Genomic DNA, 17,027 nt, shown 5'->3' with positions numbered 1-17,027 from the left:
ATAGCGTTAGACCAGAAGGAATCACTTCGAAAACTCGTCGCGGATAGCCGTGGTGTGTTGCCCCAGACCGGGGACATCTCCAAGCGTGCGCGACTGTCCGCGAAAAATGGCGGGCGGCGCCACCAGGTTGGCTTCCCCATGCGCCGTCGGGACAGTGACGCGCCGCAGCTGGGGATGGGTCGACAGCTGCGTAACGTCATTGACAGAAGCGAAAGCGATGCGCGACGCCTTCAGCGCCTCAACGACTTCCAGTTTCGTCATCGTCGCGAGAATCGCGACGATTTCCTGATCCAGCTCCGCGCGGTGTTCCACGCGTGCAAGATTGGTGGAAAATTCGGGCCTTTCAAGCAGATCCGGGCGTTTGAGCACGTCCTGAGCAAACCTGCTCCACTCACCGTCGTTCTGAACCCCGACCAGCACGGTTTCTTCATCGCCGACGGCGGCGCCGACCGGAAAGGCCCCATAGGGAGCGATGGTGGGATGGGATAAACCTACGCGGGGCCAGATCATGCCTGCGTACTCGTAGTGCAGAAGCGGCACGGTCATCCAGTCGCTCATTGCGTCAAAAAGCGAGACATGGATGGCGCTTCCGATTCCCGTGCGCTCGCGTTGCAGCAATGCCTCCAGAATGGCCGCATGAGCGTACATGCCGGTTGCAACATCGCAGGCGGAAACGCCAATTCTGCCGGGAGCCTCGGGGGTGCCAGTAACGGATGCGATGCCGCTTTCTGCCTGCACGAGCAGGTCATAGGCGCGCATTCCGGCATACGGGCCCTCTTCGCCATAGCCCGTAATGTCGCAAGTAATCAGACGCGGATGACGGGCGCGCATCTCTTCCCAGCCGAAGCCGGCACGCTTTGCCGCCCCCGGGCCAAGATTCTGGATGAGCACGTCCGCCCGACCAATGATGCGCTGCAACAGCTCGGCATCTCCGGGCTTGGCGAAGTCAAGAACAATCGATTCCTTGCCCCGGTTCAGCCATACGAAATACGTGCTGTCGCCGTTCACCGCCGAATCGTAACCACGGGCAAAGTCGCCGCCGGCGCGCTCGATCTTGATCACACGGGCGCCAGCATCAGCCAGGCGCGATGAGGCGTAGGGAGCGGCGGCGGCTTGCTCAACAGCCACTACCAGTATCCCTTCCAAAGGAAGTGCCATGGTGTCTCCATATAAGAATTCGTCGCCGCGCGGAGCTTCGGATTGCGCCACACACAGCGCGCTTGAAAATAATGCTACGCAGTAGTATGTTTTTGGTCAAGCCCGAATCGCGGTCGTGCGGTCGGTCGCAAACAGCGGATGCCCCGTAGTGCTGCCAAGCCACTTTCGTCACATGAAGCCCTCACACCAGACCCTAGATCATCTCAATCTTCCATTCTTCGACGCCAGGCATCGGGATGCGGCAGAACAAGTCGTTTCATGGACGCAGAGCGCCTTCGCCTCCTGTCCTGCACCCAAGACCAATGCCGACATCGACCAGCATTGCCGATCGTTGGTGAGCAGTCTCGGAGAAGCAGGCATCCTCGAACTCTGCGTGCCTCGCCGGGACGAGTCGGGCACTGCAAGCATCGATTCGCGCTCGCTCTGCCTCGCCCGCGAACTCCTCGCCCAGGCAAGCCCGCTCGCGGACTTCAGTTTTGCCATGCAGGGCCTTGGGTCTGGCGCAATTTCGCTGGCCGGGTCAGCCAGGCAGAAGTCGGCCTATCTGGATGACGTGGCGAGAGGCAACCGCATTGCCGCGTTTGCGCTGTCGGAGCCGAACGCAGGCTCGGATGTGGGCGGCATGTGCTGCGAGGCGGCTTCCCGCCAAGGGGGCTATGTCCTCAACGGCGAAAAGATGTGGATCTCCAATGGCGGCATTGCGGACTTCTATGTCGTGTTCGCACGCGAACCAGGCACTGCGAGATCGGCGGGAATCTCTGCTTTTATTGTCGACGCAGACACGCCAGGCCTGGAGATCGTTGAACGAATCGATGTCATTTCACCACACCCCCTGGCACGACTGCGCTTCAATGAGTGCTATGTCGACGCCGGCATGCGCCTGGGAAGCGAGGGCGAAGGCTTCAAGCTCGCCATGCGCACGCTCGAGATTTTCCGTACCTCGGTGGCCGCCGCGGCACTGGGATTCGCAAGGAAAGCCCTCCGGCTGGGCATTGAACGCGCACTATCTCGCGCAATGTTTGGTACGGTACTTGGTGACATGCAACTGACCCAGGCAACGCTTGCTGATATGGCCACCGCGGTAGAGTCGTCGGCGCTCCTGGTCTACCGTGCCGCCTGGATGCGGGATCAGGGGACGCCGACCGCTCGCGAGGCAGCCATGGCGAAACTGGTCTCGACCGAATCCGCTCAACGTGTAGTGGACTCCGCCGTGCAGCTTTGGGGGGGCGCAGGTGTCAGGGCAGGCGAAGAGGTCGAAGCGCTCTATCGCGACGTGCGTGCGCTAAGGATCTACGAAGGGGCAAGCGAGGTGCAGCGCCTCATTATCGGTAGTGGCATCATCAAAGCCCACAGGGGCTGACTGCACACGCATACAGAACGATAAAGGAGACCAACACATGGCAGGGGCACTCGAGGGAATTCGCGTCATCGATATCAGTACGTTCGTGCTGGGGCCAGTGGCTACCCAGATGCTCGGCGATATGGGGGCGGACGTTGTCAAGGTGGAGGCGCCGGAAGGAGATCCGACGCGCGGCATTGGCCAGATGCGCTCCCCCGGAATGGGGTCATTCTTCCTGAACCTGAATCGGAACAAGCGCAGTGTGGTGCTCGACCTGAAGCAGCCGAGCGGCAGGGCAACGCTTCGCTCACTGATTGCCGGCGCCGACGTGGTCGTCCATAACATGCGGAGCGGCGCCGCCGAGCGGATCGGCATCGATTACGTGAATCTTTCATCGCTGAACCCGCGTTTGGTTCACGCTACGGCGCAGGGCTTTGGCAAAGGCGGTCGCTATTTTGACCGACCCGCATACGACGACGTCATTCAAGGCTTGGGCGGGGTGACGGGGCTAAACCGGCGCATGAGTGGCCAGAGCGGTTACACCCCGATGCTGCTCGCCGACAAGCTATGTGGCGTCTACTTGTACTCCGCCATCATGACCGCTTTGTTGCATCGCGAACGAACAGGAACGGGGCAAGAGGTCCAGCTTCCGATGTTCGAGACAATGGTCGGGTTCAATCTGCTCGAGCACATGGCCGATCATGTATTCGTTCCGGCCCCTGGACAGACCGCTGCGTCCATCGGATATGGACGGGTATTCAGCGAAGTTCATCGGCCGCTCATGACCCGCGACCGGCCACTTTGCATCATCGCCAATACCGACGCGCAGTGGCACCGACTGTTCGAGCTTATCGGACGAAGTGACCTGCGCACCGATGAGCGCTTCGCGACCATCGGGAAACGCATGAAGAACGTCGCGCAGCTGTACGAATTTGTCGAAAGCGCACTCAAGGCTAAAACGCGAGATGCATGGCTGGACGACTTCGCCGCAGCAGATATTCCTGCCGGCCCCGCGAACGAGTTGGAGGACGTTCGAACGGACATGCACCTGGCAGACACCGGCTATTTCCAAGTGTTCAAGCACGAGTCCGAAGGACAGCTCTTGATGCCACGGAATGCCATGCATCTGTCGTCGACGCCATCGTCGATTCACCGCGGGCCACCTTTGCTCGGCCAGCACACAGAGGAGATCCTCGGTGCGCTGACATCGTCCAAGCCCGCGACCGGATGCCAATCTTGACTGCGCCCGATATTCGCAGGCTCGTCGACCTTGACATTCCAGAGCGCCGGCAGGAATACGGAACGAAGGACTGCATTCTGTACGCGCTTGGACTTGGCCTGGGCAATCAAGAGACCGATGCCGATCTCGGCCATATATACGAACGCGATTTGGTGCCGGTACCGACACAATTGGCGGTGCTAGCGGCCTCCTCCGACTGGATGCGTGACCCCCGTGCCAGTATTCACTGGGAACAACTTGTTGCGATCTCGCATGACATGGTCCTATCCAGGCCTCTCGGCCCCTCCGGAATAGTTCGCGCGCGAACGACAGTCGACGCCGTCTACGACAGAGGTCCGGGACGTGGCGCGGTTATTCATTGGCGCCGGGTCGTGCTGGACGAAGAGAGTGGCGAGGAAGTCGGAACCATCAGGGCACAGGCACTTGCACGAGCAGATGGCGGCTTCGGCGGCGAGAAGCCCGTGCGCAGATGCCATCCGGGATTTCCTCGGCGAGCGGCCGACTATGTAACCGAATGGAAGACTGATCTGAATCAGGCGCTTCTTTACAGGCTGTCTGGGGACCTCAACCCCCTCCACGCCGATCCTGATGTGGCGCGTGAAGTTGGCTTCGAACGGCCAATTCTCCACGGGCTTTGCAATCTTGGCATCGCGGCACTGGCGACAGGACGGAGCTGGCCAGGAGGGCTGCCCGTTCTTCGCAGTATCGGCGCACGGTACGCTGACGTCTTGTATCCCGGCGACACCCTGAAGACGGAGGTCTGGCATGAGAGCGACGTAGCACTGTTCCGCTGCACCTCCCTCCGGACCAGGAACATTGTCATTGACGATGGGATTGCGACGTTCTTCGACCGGGAGAAGTCCGCGAGGGAGTGTTAGGTATGGAACGGCCGGAAACAGGAGCGATACGAACTGAAGACCGACACGGCATCCTCTTGCTTGCCATCGAGAATCCACCGGTCAATGCCTTGAGCAACCACGTAAGAAAAGCCCTGTTCGACCGCATCGCCGAGGCACAGGCAAACGATGACGTCCTCGCAATCGTCATTTATGGCCACCTGGACCGATTCTCCGGTGGCGCCGACATACGTGAGTTCAATGGAACCCGTCGCCGGCCATTTACCAGCGAAGTTGCCGCGTTGATCGAGGATGGTTCCAAACCCGTCGTGGCTGCGGTGGCCGGCTTCGCGCTTGGGGGAGGACTGGAGCTTGCTATGGGGGCTCATATGCGAATCGCCGCTGGTTCTGCACGTTTTGGCCTTCCCGAAGTCAGACTCGGGCTGCTACCTGGCGGCGGGCGTACGCAACGGCTGCCCAGACTGGTAGGGCTTGAACATGCGTTCGACCTGATCCTGTCTGGCCGCGCGATCGGAGCAGAGGAAGCACGCACCCTTGGGCTAATAGACGAAATTGTCGCGGACGATCAACTCCTGGATGAAGCATTGACCCGGGCGAAAGAGCTGGCGCGTGGCAAACTCCCGCTGCGGCGGACCGGCGCCATCCGCGCCCGGGCTACCGAAAACACCGCAAATGCGCTCAAGCTGGCACGCCTGCGACTCGTTGATGGCAGTCGGGTTTTGCCGGCTCACGAGCACATACTCGAACTGGTTTTGGCATCCACCAAGCTACCGCTGCGCGAGGGGATTGAAGCTGAGCACGAGGCTTTCCAGCGCTGCGTGCAAACACCGGAGCACAAGGAGCTTGCGGCACTGTTCTTCGCGACGCGCGCTGCTGCGCGTGCGAAGGGACGCAATATTGCGCCAGACTAGTCGCTCGGTAACCGCTCCTCCGATGGCGCACGCAACTACCCACCAAGCTTTCGATAGTCACCCAAACGCCATACCACCGCGCGTTCCGTTATCGCCATGGTAGAGTGGTTCATCATCTTTATCGCGTAGCCCGATTTCGCCCCCATGGAACATGGCCCCGTCGATTCAGCAGAGCCCAAACAGGACATGGAAAAGCCCGCCGGTACGCAAATCATGAGCGCCCAGACCCCGCCCATCGTTCCATCGCAAACGGCCCTGGTAGTCATGCACTACCAGACCGACATCCTGGCCCTCTTCCCCTCTGTCGCCCCCACCCTGCTTTCCAACACCCGCAGGTTGTGCGACGCGGCGCGTGCCAGCGGCGTCAGCGTCTATTTCGCCAAGATCCATTTCAGCCCGGGCTATCCCGAAGTCAGCCCATTGAACCGGAATGGGCAGGGAATCAAGCAATTGGGCCTGTTCGTCAACGACCAGATCTCTCCCGAACTTGGCCGGCAGGACAGCGAGCCGCTGATCATCGCGCATCGCGCCAGCGTGTTCTTTGGTACCGACCTGCAGGTGCGGCTGTCCGCGCAGGGCATCGATACCCTGCTGATGGTCGGTATTGCCTCGACCGGCGTGGTGCTGTCATCGGTGGCGTATGCGAGCGATGCGGACTTTCGCCTGTTCACGGTCAAGGATTGCTGCTACGACCCCGACCAGGTCGTGCACGACCATCTGTTTTCGACCGCGTTCGATTCGCGCACGACGGTGCTGTCGCTCGCGGATGCCTTGTCACTACTTGCGTGACCGTTGCCGGAATTTCGGCAGCCGGCGGCACAACGCTGGTACAAGAACGCTTCAGGAGCCCCCATGTTCGACCACGTCAAATTCGGCGTCAGCGACTATGCAGCAAGCAAGGCGTTCTTTCTCGAGGCACTGGCTCCGCTCGGTGTGGCAGTGGTGTCGGAGGGCCCGCCGGCGTACGGTGTCGAACTCAGCGCGAAGGGCAAGGCGTCGCTATGCCTGTTCCAGACCGAGGAAAAGCCGGCGCACCTGCACCTGGCGTTTGTCGCCGAGAGCCGGCAGCAGGTCGATGCTTTCTATCGCGCAGCGCTAGCCGCCGGAGCCAGGGACAATGGTGCGCCCGGACTGCGGCCGCACTATCACGCGGACTACTATACGGCATTCGTGATTGGTCCTGACGGGCACAATATCGAGGTGGTTTGTCACGCGGCTGGCGCGTGATCCTTGCGGCGCAGGCGCGCGCCGGGCAATGGAGGACGCTAAGCTAGAATCCGACATCTCTTTGCGCCCCACTTCTCCCGACGATGAATCTCGGACCGCCTGACGTCCTGAGCCGCATCCTTTCCGCATGCAAGGCCGAACGCGCCGTGACGGCAAGCTTCCGCCTGCACGCACCGTGGGCATTGCATTCGGCCGGCACCGAGGGCGCGCTGATCCGCATGTGTACCGGGGCCGGCTACTGGATCTGCACCGATGGCGGCACGCCGGTAGAGATTGGCCCGCGCGATATCGTCATGCTGCCGCGCGGCACGCCGCATACGGTGTCGTCGACCCGAGATCCCGGTGATGGCGTGGTGCCCTTCGCCGATCTGCTGAAGGCGCATATGACCGGCCGCCACGGCGATCATCCGATCGAACTGACCTATTGCGCGGACGGCAGCAGCGCGGACGCGCCGCCCACGCAGCTGTTTTCGCTTCACCTGTGGATGCCCGCGCTTGACGTGGGCGCGATCCCGGCGGAATTGCCGCCGCTGATCGTGCTGCGCGCCGGCGAGCGTCCGCTGGCGCACACGCTGGCAAACACGATGGAACTGCTAGTGCAGGACTCGCTGTCGCAGCGTCCGGGCTGGCAGTTGTCGGCGGCACGCATGGGCGACCTGCTGCTCGTGCATATCCTGGGCGAGCATCTGCGCAAACCCGTCGACCGGCGCCAGCATATGCCGAACGTCCTCGACGATCCTGGCATAGCGCGCGCGGTTGCGGCCATGCACGAGGCGCCGCAACGCGACTGGAGCATCGCCCAGCTCGCCGCCGTGGCCTACCTGTCGCGCACGGTGTTCGCCGAGCGCTTTGGCGCGCTGCTGGGCGTGCCGCCGATGCAATATCTGCGTGCGTTTCGCATGAACCTGGCCGCAGAGCGGCTGCGCCAGCCGCGCGCGCGGGTTGCCGAGGTTGCCGAAGCGGCGGGCTATGCATCCGAGAAGGCATTCTCGCGCGCCTTCCAACGCTGGATTGGCGTATCGCCCACGCAATATCAGCGCGACGCATCGGCACCCTGACGCCTGCCGATCCGGACGGCCGGTGCCCAAATCCGGCGTTCCGGAGGTTGAGCAGGCATGGCCGCTGCCCAATAATCCTGCGCAATCGCCTTCGCAGGCGGGCAAGGAGACATGGGCATGAAGCAGGTAGAACACGCGCTGATCGTGGGCGGCGGCATTGCCGGCTGCGCGGCGGCCATTGCGCTGGCGCAGGCAGGTGTGCGGGTGACGATGCTGGAAAAGCAGCAGCAATGGCGATTCCAGAGTTCGGGCATCTTCATCTATAGCAACGGACTTGCCGCGCTCGGCAGCCTCGGGGTGCTGCCGGAGATCATGTCGAGCGGTTTCGCCATTGCCGATGGCCGCAATATCTACCTGGACGAGCGCGGCGAACCGATCACCGATACGTTCTATCCGTCCCGTCATCCGGAGATTGCGCCGATCGTCGGTATTCGCCGGGCCGAAATGCATCGGATCCTCGCCAGCCGGCTCAATGCCCTGCGTGTCGATATCCGCCTGGGTACCACTGCCGTGCGCATCGACCAGGAAACGCCAGGCCACGTCACCGTTGCCCTCTCCGATGGCACCTCCGACCATTACGACCTTGTGGTGGGGGCCGACGGCATTCGCTCGGACATCCGTCGGCTGGTCGCGGGCCCGCTGGAACCGGTCTATACCGGACTCGGCGTCTGGCGCAGCGTGCACAGGCGACCGGAGGACCTCACCGCAAAGATCATGATGATGGGTACCGGCAAGCGGCTGGGCATCATGCCGATCAGCGATGACCAGCTGTACTTGTTCGGCACGCTGCCCGAGCCCGCCGGGCAGTGGTATGCGCGGAGCGATTGGCCGGCGCTGATGCAAGCCCGTTTTGCGGAGTTCGGTGGCCCCGCGCGTCAGTTCCTGGATGCGCTGTCTGCCGATGCCGAAGTACTCTACACCGCCGTGGAAGAGGTCGCGGCCCCGCTGCCCTGGCACCGTGGCCGTGTGATCATGATCGGCGACGCCGCGCACGCCTCCACCCCCTTCATGGGACAAGGCGGCGCGATGGCACTCGAAGATGCGGTGCTGCTGGCGCAAATGCTGTCGCGCGACGCCGGCGTCGAAGCCACGCTGCAAGCCTTCGGCGAGGCCCGCTATTCCCTATGCAAATTCGTGCAGGACACCTCGCGCAAGGTCGGCGAGGCCGGGGCGCAGGAAGACGCGGCCATCCTGGCGTCGCGCAACGAAACGATGCGGCGCACCGCGCAGCGGCAAGTGGACGATTTCTACGCGCGCATGGATACGCTGCGCAACCAGTTGCCGCCGGAGCTGCGCGCCTGACAGAGGATCAAGGCAGCCGCATTGGCATCGTTCATCCCGGCCAGGCAAGGCGGCTTGCGGGGGAAAGTTCACCTGGCCAACGGTTCTATCGACCAAACGCCGCAAACCTCTCCGCCAGAAACTCCACGAACAGCCGGATCCGCGACGAAAGCTGATGCCGCTGCTGATAGACCGCATAGATATTCGCCTCCGGCGTCGCATACTGCGGCAGCACCTGCACCAGCCTGCCGCTGCGCAGATAACGGTCGACATCCCATTCGGCGCGCAGCACGATGCCGTGTCCCTCCAGCGCCCAGTTCACCGCGATCTCGCCATCATTGGTGGTCAGGTTGCCGCGCACGTGGACAGACTCGGTGCGCGGCTTGGCGCCCTTGACCGCCGTGAGTCGCCAGACGCCGTAGGCATCGCTGCCCTGGCGGATGCCAATGCAGTTGTGACGCGGCAGGTCCGCCGGCACCTGGGGTGTCCCGTGCTTGCGCAGGTAACCCGGCGACGCGACCAGCAAGCGGCGATTCGGCGCCAGCTTGCGCGCCACGATGCGGGCGTCGGGCGGCTCGCCGAAGCGCACGCAAACGTCGAACGCATCTTCCGTCAGCGGCGGCGGGTCGGCTGACAACTGCAGTTGCACATCCACCTCGGGGTACATCCGGCTGTAGTCGGAGATGACCGGCGCCACATGCATGCGGCCGAAACCGAGCGTGGCATTGACGCGCAGCAGGCCGCTGGGCCGGCCCCTGGCGCTGGTCAGCAATTGCTCCAGGTCGTCCAGTTCGCCCAGGATGCGACGCGCATGCTCGAGCAACACCTCGCCTTCGGGGGTCAGGCTCATGCGCCGCGTGGTGCGGATCACCAGCGGCATGCCGATGCGCGCCTCCATTTGCCCCAGCCGCTTGCTGACTGCCGCCGTGGTGATACCGAGGTCGCGTGCCGCCGCGCTGAGGCTGCCCGCCGTAGCCAGCGCGGCGAAGAAGCCCAGCTCGGCCGGCTGGATTGCACTATGGGCTGCCATGTCACCTTAAACCTGAAGTTAAGAATGGTTTAACTTTAGCCCCGATCCAAAACCTCGTCCACCCACCAGAATTCGTCCAACGCTCTCGGCAACGATGCCGTGCACCCAACGGATTTTCCACACCAGACAGGAGACGAATGATGAAGACGTACAGGATCGCAACCATCCCCGGAGACGGCATCGGCAAGGAAGTCGTACCCGCCGGACGCGAGGTCATGGAAGCGCTGGCCGCCCATGGCGCCGGCTTTCGCTTCGAGTTCGAGAACTTCGACTGGGGCGGCGATTACTACCGGAAGCACGGCGTGATGATGCCGGCCGACGGTCTCGATGCGCTGCGTGACAAGGACGCGATCCTGTTCGGCTCCGCCGGCGACAACCAGATTCCCGACCACATCACGCTGTGGGGGCTGCGCCTGAAGATCTGCCAGGGCTTCGACCAGTACGCCAACGTGCGTCCGACGCGCATCCTGCCCGGTATCGATGGCCCGCTCAAGCGCTGTGCGCCGGAAGACCTGAACTGGGTGATCGTGCGCGAGAACTCGGAAGGCGAATACTCCGGCGTTGGCGGCCGCGTGCACCAGGGGCATCCGATCGAGGCAGCCACCGATGTGTCGATGATGACGCGGGTCGGGGTGGAGCGCATCCTGCGCTTCGCGTTCAGGCTGGCCCAGTCGCGTCCGCGCAAGCTGCTGACGGTGATCACCAAATCCAACGCGCAGCGCCATGCCATGGTCATGTGGGATGAAGTCGCGGTGCAGGTGGCGAAGGACTTTCCCGATGTCACGTGGGACAAGGAACTCGTCGACGCCGCCACCGCGCGCATGGTGAACCGTCCCAAGTCGCTCGACACCATCGTCGCCACCAACCTGCACGCCGATATCCTGAGCGACCTGGCCGCCGCGCTCGCCGGCAGCCTGGGCATTGCGCCCACCGGCAACATCGACCCGGAGCGCCGCTATCCGTCGATGTTCGAGCCGATCCACGGTTCCGCCTTCGACATCATGGGCAAGGGCCTGGCCAACCCGGTCGGCACGTTCTGGTCGGTGGTCATGCTGCTCGAACACCTGGGCGAGGACGCCGCCGCGCAACGCGTGATGGCGGCAATCGAAGCCGTGACCGCCAATCCGGCGCTGCATACCGGCGACCTGGGCGGCAAGGCGAAGACGGTCGACGTGACCAAGGCCGTCTGCGACTTCCTGGCGGCAAGCAGCCAGCCCAAGGCCGCGTAAGGCCGCGTAAGGCCGCGTAACCGCGTAAGGCGGCAGACGGCCCTTCAGCCCCCGCCCTTCCCTGCCGCACCTTTGCGCCCCGGTCCCGACCGGGCCGGCGGCCGGCGCGCGCGCCGCCGATGCGCACGCCGGACTGACGCACTGAGGTCGATGACGATGAACATCCAGACACACGAAGCCCCGGCACTGCTGCGCCGCATGTTCGACGCCGCCGTCGCCGCCGCGCAGCCATCGCTGACCATCGCCCGCCACCTGCCCGAACGCCCGAAGGGCCGCACCATCGTGATCGGTGCCGGAAAGGCATCGGCTGCCATGGCGCAGGCGTTCGAAGCCGCCTGGCCGTGGGCGCTGGAAGGCCTTGTCGTCACGCGTTACGGCTATGCCGTGCCGTGCGAGCGCATCGAGGTGGTGGAGGCCGCGCATCCGGTGCCCGATACCGCCGGGCACGACGCCGCGCGCCGCATGCTTGAACGGGTGTCCGGCCTGAGCGAAGACGACCTGGTGGTGAATCTGGTCTCCGGCGGCGGGTCTTCGCTGCTGCCATTGCCGCTGGCGGGCATTTCGCTCGAGGACAAGCAGGCCATCAATCGCGCGTTGCTCAAGTCCGGCGCGACGATCGCGGAGATGAACTGCGTCCGGCGCCACCTGTCGGCAATCAAGGGCGGGCGCCTGGCCGCGGCATGCCATCCCGCCCGGGTCTGCAACCTGCTGCTGTCCGATGTGCCGGGCGATGACCCGATCGACATCGCGTCGGGCCCCACGGTGCCGGACCCCACCACCCGCCGGGATGCGCTCGACATCGCCCGCCGCTACGGCCTGGAGCTGCCCCCGCATGTCATGCGCGTGCTCGAAGCCGACGTGGCCGAAACCATCAAGCCCGGCGATGCGCGGCTGCCGCGCATCGACACCACCCTGATCGCCACGCCCCGCATGGCGCTGGAAGCGGCTGCCGGCGTCGCGCGGCAGGCGGGATTCCGCGTGCACCTGCTGGGCGATGCCATCGAAGGCGAGGCGCGCGACGTCGGGCTCGTGTTCGGCGCGCTGGCCCTCGAATCGGCCAACCACCAGTTGTTCCCCGGCCCTTGCGTGCTGCTGTCCGGCGGCGAAACCACCGTCACCGTGCGGGGCAAGGGACGTGGCGGCCGCAATGTGGAGTTCCTGCTCGCACTGGCGCTGGCACTGCGCGGCGACGCGCGCATTCATGCGCTGGCGGGCGACACCGACGGTGTCGACGGCCAGGAGGAAATTGCCGGCGCCATCGTCACCCCCGATACCTTGCAACGCGCCTGGGCGCTGGGGCTGCGCCCGCAGGATGCCCTGGCGGACAACGACGGGCACGGCTTTTTCGAAGCGCTGGGCGATGCCGTCATCACCGGCCCCACGCTGACCAACGTCAACGATTTCCGCGCGATTCTGATCGCCCCCTGATGGAGTATCACCATGAGACGCCTTCGCAATGCGAAGATCGTGGCCACGCTGGGGCCCGCCAGCACCACGCCCGAGATCATCGCGGCGCTGTTCGACGCAGGCGCGGATGTGTTCCGCCTGAACTTCAGCCACGGCAGCCACGACGACCAGCGGCAGCGGCTTGACACGATCCGGGCCGTCGAGCAGGAACGCGGCCGCCCTATCGGCGTGCTGCTTGACCTGCAAGGCCCCAAGCTGCGCATCGGCACGTTTGCCGAGGGGCCGGTCCAGCTTGCGGCAGAGGCGTCGTTCCGGCTGGACCTGGACAAGGATGTTCCCGGTTCCGCTGCCCGCGTCAGCCTGCCCCATCCGGAAATCTTCGCGGCGTTGCGCGAAGGGTCCGAGCTGCTGCTCGACGACGGCAAGATCCGCCTGCGCGTGGACCGTTGCGGCAGCGACTTCGCCGAGACCACGGTCGTCAATGGCGGCGCACTGTCCGATCGCAAGGGCGTGAACGTGCCTGGCGTGGTGCTGCCGCTCTCGGCGATGACCGACAAGGACCGCCGCGACCTCGAGTTTGGCCTGGCGCTCGGCGTGGACTGGATTGCGCTGTCGTTCGTGCAGCGCCCCGAAGACATCCGGGAGATCAAGGCCATCGTGCAGGACCGTGCCGGCATCGTCGCCAAGCTGGAAAAGCCTGCCGCCATCCAGAGCCTGGATGCCATCGTGGCCGAAGCCGACGCGGTGATGGTCGCACGTGGCGATCTCGGCGTGGAAATGCCCGCCGAGCAAGTGCCGTCGCTGCAGAAGCAGATCGTGCGCGCCTGCCGCAAGGCGGGCAAGCCGGTGATCGTGGCCACGCAGATGCTGGAATCGATGATCGCCGCACCGGTGCCCACGCGCGCCGAAGCCTCCGACGTGGCCACGGCCATCTATGACGGCGCCGATGCCGTCATGCTCTCCGCCGAGTCGGCCTCGGGCCGATACCCCGTTGAGGCCGTCAAGATGATGAACGGCATCATCATGCGCACCGAGTCCGATCCGCTCTATCACGAGGCGATCCAGGCTTCGCACACGCCGCCGCGCGCCGAGGCGGCCGACGCGATCGGCTACGCGGTGCGCCATGTGGCGGGACTGCTCAGGGTGCCGGCGACGGTTGCCTACACCAGCTCGGGCTATTCCGCGCTGCGCATGGCGCGCGAGCGCCCCGAGGTGCCGATCCTGGGCATGACGCCGCGCATGGCCACGGCGCGCCGGCTGGCGCTTGCCTGGGGCGTCCACGCCGTGCTGTGCCATGAAGTCGTCGACGTGCTGGAAATGACCGAGCTGGCGAGCCGGACCGTGGTCCGGGAACGCTTTGGCGAGCGCGGCCAGTCGATCGTGATTTCCGCCGGGCTGCCCTTCACGGTAGCCGGCACGACCAATCTGCTGCGCATCGCGCAGGTCCAGTGAGCGACGCAATATGTCAGTGATCCAGGAAGTGCGCGGCTACGAGGTCCTCGACTCCCGCGGCAATCCCACCGTGGCCGCACGGGTGCTGCTGGCCGATGGCAGCGAAGGCTTTGCCGCGGCACCCTCCGGCGCCTCCACCGGGTCGCGCGAGGCCATCGAGTTGCGCGACGGCGACCCACGACGCTATGGCGGCAAGGGCGTGCGCAAGGCGGTCGGCCATATCAACGTCGACATCGCCCGCACGCTGGCCGGCATGCGCGTCTCGGAGCAGGCGGAAATCGATCAGTGCCTGATCCGGCTGGACGGCACCGACGACAAGTCGCGCCTTGGCGCGAACGCGCTGCTGGCGGTCTCGCTGGCGTCGGCGCGGGCCGCCGCGGCGTCGGCAGGTGTGCCGCTCTACCGCTCGATTGGCGAAGGCAACCGGCAGATGCGCCTGCCCATGCCGATGATGAATATCGTCAACGGTGGCGCGCATGCCGACAACAGCGTGGACATGCAGGAATTCATGATCCTGCCCGTGGGCGCACCGTCGTTCTCGGAAGCCGTGCGCTGGGGCGCGGAAGTCTTTCATGCGCTCAGGGCGCTGCTGAAGCAGCGCGGATTTTCCACGGCCGTGGGCGACGAGGGTGGCTTTGCGCCAGACCTGAAGTCGAACGAACAGGCGCTGGAAATCATCATGCAGGCCATCGACGCTGCCGGTTTCCAGGCAGCCCGCGATATCGCGCTCGGGCTCGACGTCGCCAGCTCGGAGTTCTATCGGGACGGCCGCTATGTGCTGCACGCAGAGCACCGCAGCTACGACAGCGACGGCCTGGTCGAGCTGCTGGCCGGCTGGGTGTCGCAATACCCGATCGTCACCATCGAAGACGGCATGGCCGAAGGCGACTGGCACGGCTGGAAGCTGCTGACCGAGCGCCTGGGCGACCGCATACAGCTGGTAGGCGACGACCTGTTCGTCACCAACACCGCCATCCTGCAGCAAGGCATCGACCGCGGCGTGGCCAATGCCATCCTGATCAAGCCGAACCAGATCGGCACGCTGAGCGAAACCCTGGCCGCCATCGAGATGGCGCGGCAGGCAAGCTATGCATCGGTGATCTCGCACCGCTCCGGCGAAACCGAAGACACGACCATCGCCGACCTGAGCGTCTGCACCGCCGCCGCGCAGATCAAGACCGGCTCGCTGTCGCGCTCCGACCGCGTTGCCAAGTACAACCGGCTGCTCTGCATCGAGGCGGAACTCGGCTGCGCAGCCACCTTTGCAGGCCGCTCGGCGTTCCCGGTACCGGTATAGCCGCCTTCACCCACTTCCACCACGACAAACAGAGGAGACAACCATGCGCACTCTCAACCAGATTTTCCGCCGCATCGGCGGCCTGTCGATCTGCGCCATCAGCCTTTGCGGCGCGTCCGCGGCGATGGCGCAGGACTGGCCGGCCAAGCCCATCAGCCTGGTGGTGCCATTCCCGTCGGGCGGCACCACCGACGTACTGGCGCGCGCGCTCGGCGACCAGTTGTCGAAGGCGCTGGGCCAACCGGTGATCGTCGAAAACCGGCCCGGCGCCGGTGCCACCGTGGGTGCCGACTATGTCGTGAAGGCGAAGCCCGATGGCTATACGCTGCTGATCGGCGCCGTCCACCACACCATCGCCACATCGGTCTACAAGAAGCTGCCCTACAGCTTCCAGAAGGATCTGGCCCCGGTCTCCACGCTGGCGATGGTGCCCAACGTGCTCGTCATCAACAGTGCGAAGACGCCGGCGAAGAACGTCGCGGAACTGGTTGCGCTGGCAAAGAAGGCGTCGCCGGAACTGTCGTACGGTTCGAACGGCAACGGCACCGCGCAACACCTGATCGGCACCCAGTTCCAGGCGACCACCGGCGTCAAGCTGCTGCATGTTCCGTACAAGGGAAGCGGTCCGCTGACCACCGACCTGCTGGGCGGCCAGGTGTCCATGTCCTTCGACACCCTGACCACGGTGCTGCCTCATATCAAGGGCGGCAAGCTCAAGGCGCTGGCCGTGACCACGGCGAAACGCTCCAGCGCGTTGCCCGACGTACCGACGATGGAGGAGTCCGGACTCAAGGGCTTCGACATCGGCACGTGGTTCGGTGTGCTCGCGCCCGCCGCCACGCCCAAGCCGGTGGTCACCCGCCTGAATGCCGAGATCGTCAGGATCGTGAATTCACCCGACTTCCGGCAGCGCATGCTGGCCGCCGGCGCGGAGTCCATGGCCAGCACGCCGGAGGCATTTGCCAGGCGCATCAATGAAGAGACGAGCAAGTTCGCGGTCCTGGTCAAGGAGGGCAACGTCACCATCGAGTAACGCGGGCGCAAGCAATGACGTGTGGCGCAAGCCCGGGGCCGGCGTAAAGCCGGCACCTTCTTACCTGAGCTGCTGGATCCGGATCATGTTGCCCGCCGGATCGCGCACTGCAAAATCACGCACGCCGTAAGGCTGGTCGGTCGGCTCCTGGGCGATCTCGGCGTCGCGGTCCTGCAGGCGCTGGAAGACGGCGTCGAGGTCTTTCGCGCCAAGCAGCAGCATGGCGAAGGTGCCCTTGGCCATCATCGCGGCGATGGTGCGCTTCTCTTCGTCCGTGACGCCCGGTGTCGCGTTGGGCGGGTACAGCACGATCGAGGTGTCGGGCTTGTTCTTCGGGCCGACGGTGATCCAGCGGTGCTCGCCGAAGGCGACGTCCTTGCGGATTTCGAAGTCGAGGGCGTCCCGATAGAACGCCAGCGAGGCCTCCGGATCGGAATGCGGAAGGAAGGTCGAATGAATGGTGAGGTCCATGATCAGTCTCCGTGCTGGTAGGGATGCGTTGGCCGCC

Annotated in this window: 16 protein-coding genes; 13 read left to right on the top strand and 3 right to left on the bottom strand. The window is 64.6% G+C overall.

Annotated features, from left to right (window positions below):
• Positions 1–21 precede the first annotated feature (21 nt).
• On the bottom strand, positions 22–1,158 hold the full coding sequence (locus CBM2594_RS19285; RefSeq protein WP_116358416.1) for a CaiB/BaiF CoA transferase family protein: 1,137 nt from the start codon (positions 1,156–1,158) through the stop codon (positions 22–24).
• Between the two features lie 172 nt (positions 1,159–1,330).
• Between CBM2594_RS19285 and CBM2594_RS19280 the strand changes: the two genes are divergently transcribed.
• The 8 genes from CBM2594_RS19280 to CBM2594_RS19245 all read left to right on the top strand — a co-directional run bounded on the left by CBM2594_RS19280 (position 1,331) and on the right by CBM2594_RS19245 (position 9,092).
• Positions 1,331–2,518 (top strand): acyl-CoA dehydrogenase family protein, encoded by a 1,188-nt coding sequence (locus CBM2594_RS19280; RefSeq protein WP_116358415.1) that lies wholly within the window; start codon positions 1,331–1,333, stop codon positions 2,516–2,518.
• A gap of 37 nt (positions 2,519–2,555) precedes the next feature.
• Complete coding sequence (locus CBM2594_RS19275) at positions 2,556–3,737, top strand: CaiB/BaiF CoA transferase family protein (protein WP_116358414.1); 1,182 nt, start codon at positions 2,556–2,558, stop codon at positions 3,735–3,737.
• Positions 3,734–4,615 carry a MaoC/PaaZ C-terminal domain-containing protein gene (locus tag CBM2594_RS19270; protein ID WP_198048174.1) on the top strand — a complete coding sequence of 294 codons (882 nt, stop codon included), beginning with the start codon at positions 3,734–3,736 and terminating at the stop codon, positions 4,613–4,615. The genes CBM2594_RS19275 and CBM2594_RS19270 overlap by 4 nt, the downstream gene beginning before the upstream one ends.
• Before the next feature lie 2 nt (positions 4,616–4,617).
• Entirely contained in the window at positions 4,618–5,505 is an 888-nt protein-coding gene (locus tag CBM2594_RS19265) for an enoyl-CoA hydratase/isomerase family protein (protein WP_116358412.1), read from the top strand.
• Between the two features lie 186 nt (positions 5,506–5,691).
• Positions 5,692–6,294: an isochorismatase family protein gene (locus tag CBM2594_RS19260; RefSeq protein ID WP_116358411.1), complete on the top strand. Its 603-nt coding sequence runs from the start codon at positions 5,692–5,694 to the stop codon at positions 6,292–6,294.
• Between the two features lie 63 nt (positions 6,295–6,357).
• Positions 6,358–6,732, top strand: a complete 375-nt coding sequence (locus CBM2594_RS19255) for a VOC family protein (RefSeq protein WP_116358410.1) — start codon at positions 6,358–6,360, stop codon at positions 6,730–6,732.
• 83 nt (positions 6,733–6,815) lie between these two features.
• On the top strand, positions 6,816–7,790 hold the full coding sequence (locus CBM2594_RS27040; RefSeq protein ID WP_116358409.1) for an AraC family transcriptional regulator: 975 nt from the start codon (positions 6,816–6,818) through the stop codon (positions 7,788–7,790).
• 117 nt (positions 7,791–7,907) lie between these two features.
• On the top strand, positions 7,908–9,092 hold the full coding sequence (locus CBM2594_RS19245; RefSeq protein ID WP_116359685.1) for an FAD-dependent oxidoreductase: 1,185 nt from the start codon (positions 7,908–7,910) through the stop codon (positions 9,090–9,092).
• Between the two features lie 85 nt (positions 9,093–9,177).
• Here CBM2594_RS19245 and CBM2594_RS19240 read toward each other — a convergent pair whose 3' ends face one another.
• Positions 9,178–10,101 carry a LysR family transcriptional regulator gene (locus CBM2594_RS19240; RefSeq protein WP_116358408.1) on the bottom strand — a complete coding sequence of 308 codons (924 nt, stop codon included), beginning with the start codon at positions 10,099–10,101 and terminating at the stop codon, positions 9,178–9,180.
• Positions 10,102–10,241: 140 nt separating this feature from the next.
• On the opposite strand from CBM2594_RS19240, the gene CBM2594_RS19235 reads away from it, so the two are divergent.
• The 5 genes from CBM2594_RS19235 to CBM2594_RS19215 all read left to right on the top strand — a co-directional run bounded on the left by CBM2594_RS19235 (position 10,242) and on the right by CBM2594_RS19215 (position 16,519).
• Positions 10,242–11,330, top strand: a complete 1,089-nt coding sequence (locus tag CBM2594_RS19235; protein WP_116358407.1) for a tartrate dehydrogenase — start codon at positions 10,242–10,244, stop codon at positions 11,328–11,330.
• Positions 11,331–11,486: 156 nt separating this feature from the next.
• Positions 11,487–12,758, top strand: a complete 1,272-nt coding sequence (locus CBM2594_RS19230; protein ID WP_232346675.1) for a glycerate kinase type-2 family protein — start codon at positions 11,487–11,489, stop codon at positions 12,756–12,758.
• Between the two features lie 12 nt (positions 12,759–12,770).
• Positions 12,771–14,189, top strand: coding sequence for a pyruvate kinase (gene pyk / locus CBM2594_RS19225; protein ID WP_116358406.1), 1,419 nt, complete (start codon positions 12,771–12,773; stop codon positions 14,187–14,189).
• A 10-nt stretch (positions 14,190–14,199) separates the two neighbouring features.
• Positions 14,200–15,486, top strand: a complete 1,287-nt coding sequence (gene eno, locus CBM2594_RS19220) for a phosphopyruvate hydratase (RefSeq protein WP_116358405.1) — start codon at positions 14,200–14,202, stop codon at positions 15,484–15,486.
• A 43-nt stretch (positions 15,487–15,529) separates the two neighbouring features.
• Positions 15,530–16,519 carry a Bug family tripartite tricarboxylate transporter substrate binding protein gene (locus CBM2594_RS19215; RefSeq protein WP_116358404.1) on the top strand — a complete coding sequence of 330 codons (990 nt, stop codon included), beginning with the start codon at positions 15,530–15,532 and terminating at the stop codon, positions 16,517–16,519.
• A 60-nt stretch (positions 16,520–16,579) separates the two neighbouring features.
• Here the strand turns inward: CBM2594_RS19215 and CBM2594_RS19210 are convergent, their stop codons facing one another.
• The gene (locus CBM2594_RS19210; protein WP_116358403.1) at positions 16,580–16,990 is read right to left on the bottom strand and encodes a VOC family protein; all 411 of its coding nucleotides are present in this window, start codon (positions 16,988–16,990) and stop codon (positions 16,580–16,582) included.
• Positions 16,991–17,027 lie beyond the last annotated feature (37 nt).

Source organism: Cupriavidus taiwanensis, assembly GCF_900249755.1.
Classification (GTDB): domain Bacteria; phylum Pseudomonadota; class Gammaproteobacteria; order Burkholderiales; family Burkholderiaceae; genus Cupriavidus; species Cupriavidus taiwanensis_D.
Note: the sequence above shows the minus strand (reverse complement) of the source record. Positions and strands in the feature narration are given on the sequence as shown.

What these genes read in the sequence shown, in the direction of transcription:
- CBM2594_RS19285 (WP_116358416.1), bottom strand. Translation starts at nt 1,158, where the DNA reads ATGGCACTTCCTTTGGAAGGGATACTGGTAGTGGCTGTTGAGCAAGCC.
- CBM2594_RS19280 (WP_116358415.1), top strand. Translation starts at nt 1,331, where the DNA reads ATGAAGCCCTCACACCAGACCCTAGATCATCTCAATCTTCCATTCTTC.
- CBM2594_RS19275 (WP_116358414.1), top strand. Translation starts at nt 2,556, where the DNA reads ATGGCAGGGGCACTCGAGGGAATTCGCGTCATCGATATCAGTACGTTC.
- CBM2594_RS19265 (WP_116358412.1), top strand. Translation starts at nt 4,618, where the DNA reads ATGGAACGGCCGGAAACAGGAGCGATACGAACTGAAGACCGACACGGC.
- CBM2594_RS19260 (WP_116358411.1), top strand. Translation starts at nt 5,692, where the DNA reads ATGGAAAAGCCCGCCGGTACGCAAATCATGAGCGCCCAGACCCCGCCC.
- CBM2594_RS19255 (WP_116358410.1), top strand. Translation starts at nt 6,358, where the DNA reads ATGTTCGACCACGTCAAATTCGGCGTCAGCGACTATGCAGCAAGCAAG.
- CBM2594_RS27040 (WP_116358409.1), top strand. Translation starts at nt 6,816, where the DNA reads ATGAATCTCGGACCGCCTGACGTCCTGAGCCGCATCCTTTCCGCATGC.
- CBM2594_RS19245 (WP_116359685.1), top strand. Translation starts at nt 7,908, where the DNA reads ATGAAGCAGGTAGAACACGCGCTGATCGTGGGCGGCGGCATTGCCGGC.
- CBM2594_RS19240 (WP_116358408.1), bottom strand. Translation starts at nt 10,101, where the DNA reads ATGGCAGCCCATAGTGCAATCCAGCCGGCCGAGCTGGGCTTCTTCGCC.
- CBM2594_RS19235 (WP_116358407.1), top strand. Translation starts at nt 10,242, where the DNA reads ATGAAGACGTACAGGATCGCAACCATCCCCGGAGACGGCATCGGCAAG.
- CBM2594_RS19230 (WP_232346675.1), top strand. Translation starts at nt 11,487, where the DNA reads ATGAACATCCAGACACACGAAGCCCCGGCACTGCTGCGCCGCATGTTC.
- pyk (WP_116358406.1), top strand. Translation starts at nt 12,771, where the DNA reads ATGAGACGCCTTCGCAATGCGAAGATCGTGGCCACGCTGGGGCCCGCC.
- eno (WP_116358405.1), top strand. Translation starts at nt 14,200, where the DNA reads ATGTCAGTGATCCAGGAAGTGCGCGGCTACGAGGTCCTCGACTCCCGC.
- CBM2594_RS19215 (WP_116358404.1), top strand. Translation starts at nt 15,530, where the DNA reads ATGCGCACTCTCAACCAGATTTTCCGCCGCATCGGCGGCCTGTCGATC.
- CBM2594_RS19210 (WP_116358403.1), bottom strand. Translation starts at nt 16,990, where the DNA reads ATGGACCTCACCATTCATTCGACCTTCCTTCCGCATTCCGATCCGGAG.